The sequence below is a fragment of the Pseudomonas sp. B21-023 genome, from assembly GCF_024749165.1.
Classification (GTDB): domain Bacteria; phylum Pseudomonadota; class Gammaproteobacteria; order Pseudomonadales; family Pseudomonadaceae; genus Aquipseudomonas.
In genome coordinates, this window is record NZ_CP087190.1 from 286,794 (window position 1) to 300,256 (window position 13,463).

A 13,463-nucleotide genomic window follows, 5' to 3' on the forward strand; every position below is an offset into this window, starting at 1 on the left:
CGCTGGCGATTACTCGGCCTTCAGGCTCTTCACGCCTTCAGCGGTCCCCAACAACAGCACATCCGCCGGCCGCGCCGCGAACAGACCATTGGTAACCACGCCGACGATCGCGTTGATCTGGCTTTCCAGCTCCACCGGGTTGGTGATCTGCAGGTTGTGCACGTCGAGGATGACGTTGCCGTTGTCGGTTACCACGCCTTCGCGATAGACCGGGTCGCCGCCCAGCTTGACCAGCTGGCGCGCCACGTGGCTGCGGGCCATCGGGATGACCTCGACCGGCAGAGGGAAGGCACCCAGCACCGGCACCAGCTTGCTGGCGTCGGCGATGCAGATGAAGGTCTTGGCCACTGCCGCGACGATCTTCTCGCGGGTCAGGGCCGCGCCGCCGCCCTTGATCAGGTTGAGATGGGCATCGCTCTCGTCGGCGCCGTCCACGTAGAACTCCAGCTCGCTGACGCTGTTCAGCTCGTAAACCGGGATGCCATGGCCCTTCAGGCGCTGTGCGGTGGCTTCGGAGCTGGCGACGGCGCCGTCGAAGGCGGTCTTGTGCTGGGCCAGGGCGTCGATGAAGAAGTTGGCGGTCGAGCCTGTGCCAACGCCGACGACGCTTTTCTCATCCAGTTTCGGCAGGATGAGGTCGACGGCGGCCTGGGCGACGGCCTGTTTGAGTTGGTCCTGGGTCATGCGGGCTCCGGGAGGGGCAGGGCGGATATCGAAAGTTGCCTAGTATAACGGCTCCCGCGGCTTTGCTGTGGTCGCCCGACGTGGCGCTGCGGTAGACTCCCAGCCCTTGTCCCGCGGCCCAGTGATGCTTTCCGATGCTCGAACAGTACGTCAAGAAGATCCTCACCTCGCGCGTCTACGACGTTGCTGTCGAAACCCCGCTGCACACTGCCGGGCAACTGAGCAAGCGCCTGGGCAACACGGTGCTGCTCAAGCGCGAGGACCTGCAGCCGGTGTTCTCGTTCAAGATCCGCGGGGCCTACAACAAGCTGGCGCAACTGAGCGCCGAGGAACTGGCCCGTGGGGTGGTCACCGCCTCCGCCGGCAACCACGCCCAGGGCCTGGCCCTGGCGGCGCGGGAGCTGGGTATCAAGGCGACCATCGTCATGCCCAAGACCACCCCGGAGATCAAGATCGAAGGCGTGCGCTCGCGGGGCGGCAAGGTGCTGTTGCATGGTGACAGCTTCCCCGAGGCGCTGGCCTACTCGCTGAAGCTGGTGGAGGAGAAAGGCTTCGTCTATATCCACCCCTACGATGATCCACACACAATTGCCGGACAGGGCACGGTGGCCATGGAAATCCTGCGCCAGCACCCGGGCCAGCTGGACGCGATCTTCGTGCCGGTCGGCGGCGGCGGTCTGATCGCCGGTATCGCTGCCTACGTGAAATACCTGCGCCCGGAAATCAAGGTCATCGGCGTCGAGCCAGACGATTCCAACTGCCTGCAGGCCGCGATGGCCGCCGGTGAGCGCGTGGTGCTGCCGCAGGTCGGGCTGTTCGCCGACGGCGTGGCGGTGGCGCAGATCGGCCAGCACACCTTCGATATCTGCCGTCATCATGTGGATGAAGTGATCACCGTCAGCACCGATGAGATCTGTGCAGCAATCAAGGATATCTACGACGATACCCGCTCGATCACCGAACCTGCCGGTGCTCTCGGTGTTGCCGGGATCAAGAAGTACGTCGAGCTCAAGGGTGTGGCCGGACAGACCCTGGTAGCCATCGACTCGGGCGCCAACGTCAACTTCGACCGCCTGCGGCATGTGGCCGAGCGCGCCGAGCTGGGCGAGAAGCGCGAGGCGATCATCGCCGTGACCATCCCCGAGCGCCCGGGCAGCTTCAAGGCCTTCTGCGAGGCTATCGGCAAGCGCCAGATCACTGAATTCAACTACCGCAAGCACACTTCTGACGAGGCGCACATCTTCGTCGGCGTGCAGACTCACCCGGAAACCGACCCGCGTGCGGCATTGGTACAACAGCTGACGGAGCAAGGTTTCCCAGTCACAGACCTGACCGACAACGAATTGGCCAAGCTGCATATCCGCCACATGGTGGGTGGCCATTCGGCCGGCGCCAGCGACGAAATGGTGCTGCGCTTCGAGTTTCCGGAGCGGCCCGGTGCCCTGTTCAATTTCCTCAACAAGCTGGGCGGGCGTTGGAACATCTCGATGTTCCACTACCGCAACCACGGCGCCGCCGACGGGCGCGTGGTCGCGGGCCTGCAGGTGCCGGAGGATGAGCGTCACCTGGTGCCGGCGGCCCTGGCCAAGATCGGCTATCCATACTGGGACGAGACCGAGAACCCGGCTTACCGGCTATTCTTGGGCTGAACACGCTTCACCTCGCGGGAGCAGGCTTGCCCCGCGATGAGGCCGAAAGCGAAAAAGCCTGCTGAAGGATGATTTTCACATGGAACACCTGACCACCCTCAAGACCCTGCACATCCTCGCCACGGCCCTGTTGCTGCTTGGCGCCCTGGGCCTGGCGGGCTGGACCTGGCATGCCCGGCGCAAGGGCGACGCCGAGGCCTATGCCAAGTTGTTGCGCCGCCCGCTGGTGTTCGTCTGGCTGCTGCTGGGGCTGTGCCTGCTGAGCATGCCGTTCACCGGCTGGTGGCTGGTGCATCTGGTCGGCTGGCCGCTGGGGCAGACCTGGGTGCTGGCCTCCAGCGTCATCTATACCCTTGGCGCGTTTGCCGTGTGGTGGCTGGTGGCGCGCCTCAACCGGCTGCGCAAGGCCGAAGCCGTCGGCTTGAAGTTCACCTTGGCGCTGGCGGTGTTCAGCGGTGTGTGCTTACTGTCCATCGCCGGCCTGATGGGCGCCAAGCCGGTCTGATGACACCCGCCAGCCCGCTCCCATTGGTAAACCTTGGGGGCGAGCGGGGCTCGCGAGGGGGTTAACGCAGTTGCGTCACCTTGCCTTCATGCAAACCCTGTATACCAGTGCCACGCCCGGTGTGGCGACGCTCGCTCAATACGCAGTCTTCACCTCGCCGCACATAAGCGTGGCGGGCGCGTTGCTGCGCGCTCAGGCTTTGTGGAACAATGCGGCGACATGCGTTTGCGAGGTTGCTGCCGTGATCGACCCGGATGGTTTTCGCCCCAATGTCGGGATCATTCTCACGAATGATGCCGGGCAGGTGCTATGGGCTCGGCGGATCAACCAGGATGCCTGGCAGTTTCCACAGGGGGGTATCAACCCTGACGAAACGCCGGAAGATGCCCTGTACCGCGAGCTGAACGAAGAAGTAGGCCTGGAACGCCAGGATGTGGAAATTCTTGCCTGCACCCGTGGCTGGTTGCGTTATCGTTTACCCCAGCGCCTGGTGCGCACCCACAGCCAGCCGTTGTGTATCGGCCAGAAACAGAAGTGGTTCCTGCTACGCCTGGTGAGCAATGAGCAACGGGTGCGCATGGACCTGACCGGCAAGCCGGAATTCGATGGCTGGCGCTGGGTCAGCTACTGGTATCCGCTGGGCCAGGTGGTGACATTCAAGCGCGAGGTATACCGCCGCGCCCTGAAAGAGCTAGCCCCGCGCCTGCTGACGCGCGACTGACGACGGAGTCCGACCCCGAGCCATGCTCAATACGCTGCGCAAGATCGTCCAGGAAGTGAACTCCGCCAAAGATCTCAAGACGGCGTTGGGGATCATTGTCTTGCGCGTCAAGGAGGCAATGGGCAGCCAGGTCTGCTCCGTCTACCTGCTCGACCCGGACACCAACCGCTTTGTGCTGATGGCCACCGAGGGCCTGAACAAGCGCTCCATCGGCAAGGTCAGCATGGCGCCCAACGAGGGCCTGGTCGGCCTGGTCGGCACCCGCGAGGAGCCGCTTAACCTCGAGAACGCCGCCGATCACCCCCGTTACCGCTACTTCGCCGAAACCGGCGAAGAGAAATTCGCCTCTTTCCTCGGCGCACCGATCATCCACCATCGTCGCGTGGTCGGCGTGCTGGTCATCCAGCAGAAGGAACGCCGCCAGTTCGACGAAGGCGAAGAGGCCTTCCTGGTCACCATGAGCGCGCAGCTCGCCGGGGTTATCGCCCACGCCGAGGCGACGGGTTCGATCCGTGGCCTGGGCCGTCAGGGCAAGGGCATCCAGGAAGCCCGTTTCGTCGGGGTGCCGGGTTCGCCGGGCGCGGCGGTCGGTCGATCGGTGGTGATGCTGCCGCCCGCCGACCTGGAAGTGGTGCCCGACCGCACTGTCGAGGACATCGACAACGAACTCAAGCTGTTCAACAACGCGCTCGAAGGCGTGCGCGAGGACATGCGCAAGCTGTCGGCCAAGCTCGCCACCCAGCTGCGCCCCGAAGAACGTGCGTTGTTCGACGTGTACCTGATGATGCTCGAGGACGCCGCCCTCGGTGGCGAGGTGGTCGAAGTCATCAAGACTGGCCAGTGGGCCCAGGGCGCCTTGCGCCAGGTGGTCGGCGAACACGTCAATCGCTTCGAGCTGATGGATGACGACTACCTGCGCGAGCGGGCATCGGACGTCAAGGACCTGGGTCGGCGCCTGCTGGCGTATCTGCAGGAGGCCCGTTCGCAGTCGCTGGTCTACCAGGACAATACCATTCTGGTCAGTGAAGAACTGACCCCCGCCATGCTCGGCGAGGTGCCGGAGGGCAAGCTGGTGGGCCTGGTTTCGGTACTCGGCTCGGGCAACTCCCACGTGGCGATCCTGGCCCGGGCCATGGGCATTCCCACGGTCATGGGGGTGGTCGACCTGCCTTACTCGAAGGCCGACGGCATCGAGATGATCGTCGACGGCTACAAGGGCGAAGTCTTCACCAACCCTGGCGAAGTGCTGCGCAAGCAGTACAGCGACGTGGTCGAGGAAGAGCGCCAGCTGGCCAAGGGGCTCGATGCCCTGCGCGAGCTGCCGTGCATCACCCCGGACGGCCACCGCATGCCGCTGTGGGTCAATACCGGCCTGCTCGCCGATGTGGCCCGCGCCCAGCAGCGCGGCGCCGAAGGTGTGGGCCTGTACCGTACCGAAGTGCCGTTCATGATCAACCAGCGCTTCCCCAGCGAAAAGGAGCAGCTGGCGATCTACCGTGAGCAGCTGCAGGCGTTTCATCCGCTGCCGGTGACCATGCGCAGCCTCGACATCGGCGGGGACAAGTCGCTGTCGTATTTCCCGATCAAGGAAGAGAACCCGTTCCTCGGCTGGCGCGGCATTCGCGTCACCCTCGACCACCCGGAAATCTTCCTGGTGCAGACCCGCGCCATGCTCAAGGCCAGCGAAGGGTTGAACAACCTGCGCATTCTGCTGCCGATGATTTCCGGCATCCACGAGCTCGAAGAAGCCCAGCACCTGATCCACCGCGCCTGGGGCGAAGTGCGCGACGAAGGCACCGATGTACCGATGCCGCCGGTCGGGGTGATGGTGGAGATCCCCGCCGCGGTGTACCAGACCCGCGAACTGGCGCGCCAGGTTGACTTCCTCTCGGTCGGTTCCAACGACCTCACGCAATACCTGCTGGCCGTCGACCGCAACAACCCGCGGGTCGCCGACCTCTACGACTACCTGCACCCGGCAGTGCTGCAAGCCCTGCAGACCGTGGTCAGCGTGGCCCACGAGGAAGGCAAGCCCGTCAGTATCTGCGGCGAGATGGCCGGTGACCCGGCCGCGGCAATCCTGCTCATGGCCATGGGCTTCGACAGTCTGTCGATGAACGCCACCAACCTGCCGAAGGTGAAGTGGATGCTGCGCCAGATCAACCTGAGCAAGGCCAGGGAGCTGCTGGCCGATGCCATGAGTCATGACAACCCGCAAGTTATCCACAGCTCGTTGCAGCTGGCGCTGAAGAATCTTGGGCTGGCGCGGATGATCGGGCCGAACAAGACTCTCTGATCGTCAGTTCCGACCTCATCGCGGCGCTTGCCCCGCGATGAGGTCAATTCAGATCTCCAGGCTAACCTCGCCCAGATGCCCCCCAAACGGCCCGAAACTGCGCTCGATCATGCGCCGACGGCCGTGGCCATCGACGATCAGCACCGTGCTCGCCCGCGTTCCGTAGTTCTGGCTGGCGATGAATACACTCGATAGCAGCCGCTCGGTGGCCAGCCCCACGCCGGTCTCGGGCAGTTCGCCGTCCGGCGCGGGCTGTGCATCACCCAGCAGCGTCAATAGTTGCTGTGGATCGGCGTTTTCGAGCAATTTCTCAAGCCCGCTGCGCGCTTTGATCAGCTTCGGCCATGGCGTATCCAAGCCGGCATTTGACAGCCCGTACACCCCCGATTCAAGCAGGCGTGGCGCCGGCTCACGGGCATGCAGGTAGCCCAAGCGCTTGTCATCGCCGACCAGCAGGTTGAACCCTGAATACTGGTCACTGCGGCTGGCTACCCGGTCCAGATAGGCCTCGACCCCCAGTTCGCCCTGCAGGTAGGCTGCCACCAGTTCACCGCGGGACCGCGGCCCCAAAGGCTGGCGTGGATCACGGATATTGGTCAGCGCCGCAAAACGCCCGTTCGGCCCGACACCCAGCCAGGTGCCACCGGCTTCCAGGTCACGCCCGGCGTGCACACCCGTCGCGTCCTCCCAGGCCTTCAAGGCCTGGGTCGGCCGCGCATAGAACTCATCGCGGTTGGCCGCGACGATCAGTGGCCGGGCTGTCCCCGGCCGCCAGGCGAATACGATCAGGCACATAGGTTGTCCCCTTGTGTATTGGGCCACTCTACCCGCGCCGCTGGCCGCTATCCATCTTCTGACACAGAGTTCACTAGAGCGCCGGGCGTGGGTTCCGTTACCATGCCGGATTGTTTTCCACTGGGGCCACGAATGGAATTCGCTCTCTATCTGCTGTTGGGCGCCTGCGCCGGCGTGCTGGCCGGGCTGTTCGGCGTCGGTGGCGGCATCATCATCGTGCCGGTGCTGGTGTTCAGCTTCACCTTGCAGGGCTTCGACCCTTCGGTGCTGACCCACCTGGCGGTCGGCACCTCGTTGGCGACCATCGTCTTCACCTCGATCAATGCCGTGCGCGAGCACCAGCGCAAGGGCGCCGTGCAATGGCCGATCTTCGCCTGGATGACCGTGGGCATCCTGCTCGGCGCGCTGGTCGGGGCCAAGACCGCCTCGCTGATACAGGGCCCGATGCTGCAGAAGATCATCGGTGTGTTCGCCCTGGTGATCGCCGCGCAGATGGCCCTGGACCTCAAGCCCAAGGCCAGCCGCGGCATTCCCGGCAAGCCCGGATTGACCGCCGCCGGTGGGGTGATCGGTTGGGCCTCGGCCATTTTCGGCATCGGCGGTGGCTCATTGACCGTGCCGTTCCTTACCTGGCGTAGCCTGCCCATGCAGCAGGCAGTGGCGACTTCGTCGGCCTGTGGCCTGCCGATCGCCCTGGCCAGTGCCCTGGGCTTCATGTGGCTGGGTTGGCATGAGGAGCATCTGCCGGCCCACAGCCTGGGCTACGTCTATCTTCCGGCGCTGGTCGGCATCGCTGCCACCAGCATGTTCTTCGCCCGCTACGGCGCGCGTCTGGCGCACAAGCTGTCGCCACGCGTGCTCAAGCGTCTGTTCGCCGCACTGCTGTTCTGCGTCGGACTCAGCTTCCTTATCTGAACCTAGAGGAAAGACAATGCTGCCTTACCCGCAGATCGACCCGGTGGCCGTGGCCCTCGGTCCACTGAAAATCCACTGGTACGGCCTGATGTACCTGATCGGCATCGGCGGCGCTTGGCTGCTGGCCTCGCGCCGATTGAACCGCTTCGACCCCACCTGGACCCGCGAGAAACTCTCCGACCTGGTGTTCTGGCTGTCGATGGGCGTGATCGTCGGCGGGCGCCTGGGTTACGTGCTGTTCTACGACCTGCACCAGTACCTGGCCAACCCGACGCTGATCTTCGAGGTATGGAAGGGCGGCATGTCGTTCCATGGAGGTTTCATCGGTGTGATGCTCGCCGCGCTGTGGTTCGGCAAACGCAACAACAAGTCGTTCTTCGAGCTGATGGACTTCGTCGCGCCGCTGGTGCCGATCGGCCTTGGCGCCGGGCGTATCGGCAACTTCATCAACGCCGAACTGTGGGGCAAGGCCACCGACGTGCCGTGGGCAATGATCTTCCCGCCGTTCAGCGACCCGGCGCAATTGCCGCGTCACCCGTCGCAGCTGTACCAGTTCGCCCTCGAAGGTGTGGCATTATTCGTCATCCTTTGGCTGTACTCGCGCAAGCCGCGCCCGACCATGGCCGTTTCCGGCATGTTCGCGCTGTTCTATGGCATCTTCCGCTTCATCGTGGAGTTCGTGCGCGTACCCGACGCCCAGCTTGGCTACATCGCCTTCGGCTGGTTGACCATGGGTCAGTTGCTCTGCGTGCCGATGATTCTCGGCGGCATCTTCCTGATCTGGTGGGCCTACAACCGCAAACCGTCGGCCAAGGCCACCGTCTGATTTCCACGGCAGGGGCGCTCCCCCTGCCGTTCTTGTTACAGGTAAGCCATGAAACAGTATCTAGATCTGGTCCGTGACGTCATCGACAACGGCACGCTGCAGGAAAACCGCACCGGTATCCGCACCATCAGCCTGCCGGGCGCGATGCTGCGTTTCGACCTGCAGAAGGGCTTCCCGGCCATCACCACGCGCAAGCTGGCGTTCAAGTCGGCGATCGGCGAGATGGTCGGCTTCCTGCGCGGCGTGAAGAACGCCGGCGAGTTCCGCGAGCTGGGCTGCAAGGTCTGGGACCAGAACGCCAACGAAAACGCCCAGTGGCTGGCCAACCCGTTCCGCCAGGGGCATGACGACCTCGGCGAAATCTACGGCGTGCAATGGCGCCAGTGGCCCGGCTACAAGCGCATACCGCTGAGCAACCCGGCCGCCATCGAGATGGCCGAGAAGGCCGGCTTCCGCCGTATCGCCCAGGACGAGGAGGACGGCCAGGCGTTCGTCATCCTCTACAAGGCCATCGACCAGGTGCGCCAGTGCCTGGACACCATCGCCAACGACCCGGGCAGCCGCCGCATCCTGTTCCACGGCTGGAACTGCGCCCAGCTCGACGAGATGGCCCTGCCACCGTGCCACTTGCTGTACCAGTTCCACCCGAATGTCGAAACCCGGGAAATTTCCCTGACCCTCTACATCCGCTCCAACGACCTGGGCCTGGGCACGCCGTTCAACCTCACCGAGGGCGCGGCGCTGCTGTCGCTGTTCGGCCGCCTGACCGGCTACACCCCGCGCTGGTTCACCTACTTCATCGGCGATGCCCATGTGTACGAGAACCACCTGGATATGCTGGGCGAGCAGATGAAGCGTGAACCGCTGGCGGCACCGAAGCTGGTGATCAGCGACCGCGTGCCGGCGTTCGCCGAGACCGGCAAGTACGAGCCGGAGTGGCTGGAGAAGATCGAGCCGAGCGACTTCTGGCTGGAAGGCTACGAGCACCATGCGCCGATGACGGCGCCGATGGCGGTCTAACTCAAGGAAGTCGGGGGCTGCTTCGCAGCCCATCGCCGGCAAGCCGGCTCCTACAGGGGGACGCGTGACTCTGTGGGAGCCGGCTTGCCGGCGATGGGCCGCAAAGCGGCCCCAAGTCTCTAATGCCCGTGGCTACGCCCCACGTGGGAATGCTCCAGCTCTGGCATGCTCACCGCCCCATTCGTCTCCAACTGCTGCAAGATCGCGCACTCCGCCCCCTGCGCATTGCACTGCTGCCGCAGTTCCACCAGCTGTGCCTGGAGCGCTACCAATCCATCGATCCTCGCCTGCACATGCTCGATATGCTCGTCGATCAGCGCGTTGACGCTGCCGCATGAGCCGTCGGGGCTGTCGCGCAGGTTCAACAGGCTGCGGATTTCGTCCAGGGTCATGTCCAGAGTGCGGCAGTTGCGGATGAAGGTCAGGCGCTCGACGTGGGCCTGGGTGTAGAGCCGGTAGTTACCGTCGCTGCGGGCAGGTTCCGGCAGCAGCTGTTCGCGCTCGTAGTAGCGGATGGTCTCCACGGCGCAGTCGGTGGCCTTGGCCAGTTCTCCGATCTTCATGGCAAATCTCCTGCAAAGGGCTTGACCCTATAGTGGCTACAGGGTGTTCACTTGGCAACAACCCACTCTGTGGATCTCTACAGAGGCCAGCGCTCAGTTAAGGATGATTCCATGAACCAGCCTGTCAGCCCCGACCACAAGCATGATCACGCCCATGACCTCGATCATGGCCTCGATCATGGCCTCGATCATGGCCACGCGCCCCACGCCCACGGCTGCTGCGCCAGCAAGGCCGCCCCGGCCCTGGTGCAGCTGACCGAAAAGGCCAGTGGCCAGGCGCAGCTCAGCCGCTTCCGCATCGAGGCCATGGACTGCCCTACCGAGCAGACCCTGATCCAGGACAAGCTGGGCAAGCTGGCCGGTATCGAGCAACTGGAATTCAACCTGATCAATCGTGTGCTCGGCGTGCGCCATACGCTCGAGGGCACCGCCGAGATCGAGCGGGCCATCGATAGCCTGGGCATGAAGGCCGAACCCATGGCCGCCGAGGATGATGGCGCCGCCAGCGCGCCCCAGGCCAGCAAGACACGCTGGTGGCCGCTGGCGCTGTCCGGTGTTGCGGCAATTGCCGCCGAAATCGTGCACTTCTCCGGCAAGGCACCGGAGTGGGTGGTCGCCGCGCTGGCCCTGGCGGCCATCCTCGGGTGCGGCCTCGGTACCTACAAGAAGGGCTGGATTGCCCTGAAAAACCGCAACCTCAATATCAATGCACTGATGAGTATTGCCGTGACCGGCGCCGTGCTGATCGGCCAATGGCCTGAAGCGGCCATGGTCATGGTGCTGTTCACCGTTGCCGAACTGATCGAAGCCCGTTCCCTGGACCGCGCGCGCAATGCCATCGGCGGGCTGATGCAGCTGGCCCCGGACATGGCCACCGTGCAACAGGCCGATGGTCAGTGGCGTGAGGTCGAAGTGCGCGAGGTCGCAATCGGCGCACGGGTGCGGGTGCGCCCGGGCGAGCGCATTGGCCTGGACGGCGAGGTGGTCGGTGGCCAGTCCAGTGTCGACCAGGCGCCGATCACCGGGGAAAGCCTGCCGGTCGAGAAGGCGGTCGGCGACAAGCTGTTCGCCGGCACCATCAACCAGGCCGGCGCGATGGAATACCGCGTCACGGCCGCCGCCGGTCAATCGACCCTGGCCCGCATCATCAAGGCCGTCGAAGAAGCCCAGGGCGCCCGTGCGCCGACCCAGCGCTTCGTCGACCAGTTCTCGCGCATCTACACCCCCGTGGTGTTCGCGGTAGCGCTCGCCGTGGCGCTCATCCCGCCGCTGTTCATGGCCGGTGCCTGGTTCGACTGGATCTATCGTGCCCTGGTGCTGCTGGTGGTGGCCTGCCCGTGCGCGCTGGTGATCTCCACTCCGGTGACCATCGTCAGCGGCCTGGCCGCGGCGGCACGCAAAGGCATCCTGATCAAGGGCGGTGTGTACCTGGAGGGCGGGCGCAAGCTGGACTTCCTGGCCCTGGACAAGACCGGCACCATCACCCACGGCAAGCCGGTGCAGACCGACAGCAAGGTGCTCGACCCACTGTTCGAAGGGCGCGCCCAGGCCCTGGCCGCGAGCCTGGCTGCCCGTTCCGACCACCCGGTGTCGGGTGCCATCGCCCTGTTCGCCAAGGGCCAGGATCTGGTTCTGAGCGAAGTCACCGAGTTCGCCGCCCTGGCCGGTCGCGGTGTGCGCGGTGATATCGAGGGTCAGACCTACCACTTGGGCAACCATCGCCTGGTGGAAGAGCTCGGCCTGTGCTCCCCAGAGCTGGAAGCGCAACTGGATGTGCTGGAGCGCCAGGGCAAGACCGTGGTGCTGCTGCTCGACCGCTCAGGTCCGCTGGCGTTGTTCGCCGTGGCCGACACGGTCAAGGACAGCAGCCGCCAGGCGATTGCCGAGCTGCACGCGCTGGGTATCAAGACGGTCATGTTGACCGGCGACAATCCCCACACCGCCCAGGCCATTGCGGCCCAGGTGGGGATCGACCGCGCCGAGGGAAACCTGCTGCCCGCGGACAAGCTCGCCAGCATCGAGAACCTGTACGCCCAGAGGCATCGTGTCGGCATGGTCGGCGATGGCATCAACGACGCGCCGGCCCTGGCCCGCGCCGAGATCGGCTTTGCCATGGCCGCCGCCGGTACCGACACCGCCATCGAGACCGCCGATGTGGCGTTGATGGACGACGACTTGCGCAAAATCCCGGCCTTCGTCAGGCTGTCGCGCCAAAGCGCGGCGATCCTCACCCAGAACATCGTGCTGGCCCTGGGGATCAAGGCAATCTTCCTGGCTATCACCTTCGCCGGCATGGCCACCATGTGGATGGCGGTATTCGCCGACATGGGCGTGAGCCTGCTGGTGGTGTTCAACGGTCTGCGCCTGTTGCGCAAATAACGCCTGCGGCGTGATAAAGAGGTCCTGCCAATGCTGAGCGCCGAGCTCAAAGCCTTCTACATGGTGGCCCGCCTGGGCAGCATCACCCTGGCGGCGAAGAAGCTCGGGCTCAGCCAGCCCACGGTGACCACGCAGATCCGCAACCTCGAGGGCCAGTACAACGTCGAGCTGTTCTACCGCGGCGGCCGGCGCCTGGTGTTGAGCGAGGAGGGCGTGCGCCTGCTGCCGATGGTCAAGGCGCTGCTGCAGCAGGAAGCCGACATCGAGTTCGAGTTGCGCAACAGCGGCCAGGCCCAGGGCAGCCTGCGCATCGCCGCCACCGCGCCGTACTACATCCTCGACCTGGTGAAGATCTTCCGCGAGCGCCTGCCGCAGGTGGAGGTGGCGGTGGAGATCGGCAACTCGCAGCAGGTGCTGGAAATGCTCGAGGACTACCGGGTGGATATCGCCGCCTCGTCGCAATTGCTCGAAGACGCACGCCTGGTACGCCGGGTGCTGGGCAGCGACCCGCTGGTACTGGCGGTGCACCGCAATCATCCCTTGGCGCAACGCCAGGCAGTGTCGATCGAGGTGGTGGCCGGGCATTGCCTGCTGATGCGCGAGAAGGGCTCGACCACCCGCAAGCTCACCGAGCAGATGATGCAGGACGCCGGGGTGAAGGCCGGGGCGCTGCTGGAGATCGGCAGCCGCGAGTCGATCCGCGAGGCGGTGCTGCGCAACATCGGGATCAGCATCATTGCTCGCCATGAGGTGCCGCATAATCCCGAGCTGCGGGTGCTGGCGCTGGACGACGCGCCGGTGATGCACGAGTACCTGTACTGCCTGAAGGAGCGGCGCCAGGCGCGGTTGCCGGCGGCGTTCCTGGGGGTGGCGCAGGAGGTGGTTGGATCGCAATTCTGACAGTTCTCTACTGGTTGCACCGGCCTCATCGCCGGCAAGCCGGCTCCCACAGGGTTGGCGCCGACTTGCTTTTGTGGGAGCTGGCTTGCCAGCGATAGGGCCCTCAAGGCCACTACAAAATCTGCCTATACCACTATCACCGGCTTTTGCCCCAACGCCACAGAACCTTCGCACAGCCTGCCTAGCATGGCCCCCATCGCTTCGATGAGG

At 64.8% G+C, this 13,463-nt stretch carries 12 protein-coding genes; 9 read left to right on the forward strand and 3 right to left on the reverse strand.

Annotation, left to right across the window (positions count from 1 at the left end; all coding sequences use genetic code 11):
- Window positions 1-9: 9 nt before the first annotated feature.
- On the reverse strand, window positions 10-684 hold the full coding sequence (gene rpiA, locus LOY42_RS01360; protein ID WP_038707000.1) for a ribose-5-phosphate isomerase RpiA: 675 nt from the start codon (window positions 682-684) through the stop codon (window positions 10-12).
- Between the two features lie 134 nt (window positions 685-818).
- Between rpiA and ilvA the strand changes: the two genes are divergently transcribed.
- The 4 genes from ilvA to ptsP all read left to right on the forward strand — a co-directional run bounded on the left by ilvA (window position 819) and on the right by ptsP (window position 5,855).
- A complete protein-coding gene (gene ilvA / locus LOY42_RS01365) occupies window positions 819-2,333 on the forward strand; it encodes a threonine ammonia-lyase, biosynthetic (protein ID WP_102684731.1) in 1,515 nt (504 codons plus the stop codon).
- A gap of 79 nt (window positions 2,334-2,412) precedes the next feature.
- Window positions 2,413-2,838 carry a DUF2269 family protein gene (locus tag LOY42_RS01370; RefSeq protein ID WP_139674316.1) on the forward strand — a complete coding sequence of 142 codons (426 nt, stop codon included), beginning with the start codon at window positions 2,413-2,415 and terminating at the stop codon, window positions 2,836-2,838.
- A 241-nt stretch (window positions 2,839-3,079) separates the two neighbouring features.
- The gene (locus LOY42_RS01375; RefSeq protein ID WP_028688498.1) at window positions 3,080-3,559 is read left to right on the forward strand and encodes an RNA pyrophosphohydrolase; all 480 of its coding nucleotides are present in this window, start codon (window positions 3,080-3,082) and stop codon (window positions 3,557-3,559) included.
- Between the two features lie 22 nt (window positions 3,560-3,581).
- Entirely contained in the window at window positions 3,582-5,855 is a 2,274-nt protein-coding gene (ptsP, locus tag LOY42_RS01380; RefSeq protein ID WP_046853769.1) for a phosphoenolpyruvate--protein phosphotransferase, read from the forward strand.
- Window positions 5,856-5,903: 48 nt separating this feature from the next.
- On the opposite strand, the gene LOY42_RS01385 is transcribed toward ptsP, so the two are convergent.
- The gene (locus LOY42_RS01385; RefSeq protein ID WP_198755017.1) at window positions 5,904-6,650 is read right to left on the reverse strand and encodes an NRDE family protein; all 747 of its coding nucleotides are present in this window, start codon (window positions 6,648-6,650) and stop codon (window positions 5,904-5,906) included.
- A 132-nt stretch (window positions 6,651-6,782) separates the two neighbouring features.
- On the opposite strand from LOY42_RS01385, the gene LOY42_RS01390 reads away from it, so the two are divergent.
- The 3 genes from LOY42_RS01390 to LOY42_RS01400 are packed head-to-tail and all read left to right on the forward strand — an operon-like array spanning window position 6,783 to window position 9,411.
- Entirely contained in the window at window positions 6,783-7,565 is a 783-nt protein-coding gene (locus LOY42_RS01390) for a sulfite exporter TauE/SafE family protein (RefSeq protein ID WP_028688501.1), read from the forward strand.
- A gap of 16 nt (window positions 7,566-7,581) precedes the next feature.
- Window positions 7,582-8,391, forward strand: a complete 810-nt coding sequence (lgt, locus tag LOY42_RS01395; protein WP_110697244.1) for a prolipoprotein diacylglyceryl transferase — start codon at window positions 7,582-7,584, stop codon at window positions 8,389-8,391.
- A 48-nt stretch (window positions 8,392-8,439) separates the two neighbouring features.
- On the forward strand, window positions 8,440-9,411 hold the full coding sequence (locus tag LOY42_RS01400) for a thymidylate synthase (RefSeq protein ID WP_046853772.1): 972 nt from the start codon (window positions 8,440-8,442) through the stop codon (window positions 9,409-9,411).
- A gap of 119 nt (window positions 9,412-9,530) precedes the next feature.
- On the opposite strand, the gene cadR is transcribed toward LOY42_RS01400, so the two are convergent.
- Window positions 9,531-9,974: a cadmium resistance transcriptional regulator CadR gene (cadR, locus tag LOY42_RS01405; protein ID WP_139674311.1), complete on the reverse strand. Its 444-nt coding sequence runs from the start codon at window positions 9,972-9,974 to the stop codon at window positions 9,531-9,533.
- Window positions 9,975-10,085: 111 nt separating this feature from the next.
- Here cadR and LOY42_RS01410 point away from each other — a divergent pair, with 111 nt between their 5' ends.
- Together LOY42_RS01410 and LOY42_RS01415 are read left to right on the forward strand one after the other, a co-directional pair.
- Window positions 10,086-12,353, forward strand: a complete 2,268-nt coding sequence (locus LOY42_RS01410; protein ID WP_258599705.1) for a heavy metal translocating P-type ATPase — start codon at window positions 10,086-10,088, stop codon at window positions 12,351-12,353.
- A gap of 30 nt (window positions 12,354-12,383) precedes the next feature.
- Complete coding sequence (locus LOY42_RS01415; RefSeq protein ID WP_139674305.1) at window positions 12,384-13,253, forward strand: LysR family transcriptional regulator; 870 nt, start codon at window positions 12,384-12,386, stop codon at window positions 13,251-13,253.
- The last annotated feature ends 210 nt before the right edge of the window (window positions 13,254-13,463 follow it).

What these genes read in the sequence shown, in the direction of transcription:
- LOY42_RS01390 (WP_028688501.1), top strand. Translation starts at nt 6,783, where the DNA reads ATGGAATTCGCTCTCTATCTGCTGTTGGGCGCCTGCGCCGGCGTGCTG.
- LOY42_RS01410 (WP_258599705.1), top strand. Translation starts at nt 10,086, where the DNA reads ATGAACCAGCCTGTCAGCCCCGACCACAAGCATGATCACGCCCATGAC.
- LOY42_RS01370 (WP_139674316.1), top strand. Translation starts at nt 2,413, where the DNA reads ATGGAACACCTGACCACCCTCAAGACCCTGCACATCCTCGCCACGGCC.
- ilvA (WP_102684731.1), top strand. Translation starts at nt 819, where the DNA reads ATGCTCGAACAGTACGTCAAGAAGATCCTCACCTCGCGCGTCTACGAC.
- cadR (WP_139674311.1), bottom strand. Translation starts at nt 9,974, where the DNA reads ATGAAGATCGGAGAACTGGCCAAGGCCACCGACTGCGCCGTGGAGACC.
- rpiA (WP_038707000.1), bottom strand. Translation starts at nt 684, where the DNA reads ATGACCCAGGACCAACTCAAACAGGCCGTCGCCCAGGCCGCCGTCGAC.
- LOY42_RS01415 (WP_139674305.1), top strand. Translation starts at nt 12,384, where the DNA reads ATGCTGAGCGCCGAGCTCAAAGCCTTCTACATGGTGGCCCGCCTGGGC.
- ptsP (WP_046853769.1), top strand. Translation starts at nt 3,582, where the DNA reads ATGCTCAATACGCTGCGCAAGATCGTCCAGGAAGTGAACTCCGCCAAA.
- LOY42_RS01385 (WP_198755017.1), bottom strand. Translation starts at nt 6,650, where the DNA reads ATGTGCCTGATCGTATTCGCCTGGCGGCCGGGGACAGCCCGGCCACTG.
- lgt (WP_110697244.1), top strand. Translation starts at nt 7,582, where the DNA reads ATGCTGCCTTACCCGCAGATCGACCCGGTGGCCGTGGCCCTCGGTCCA.
- LOY42_RS01400 (WP_046853772.1), top strand. Translation starts at nt 8,440, where the DNA reads ATGAAACAGTATCTAGATCTGGTCCGTGACGTCATCGACAACGGCACG.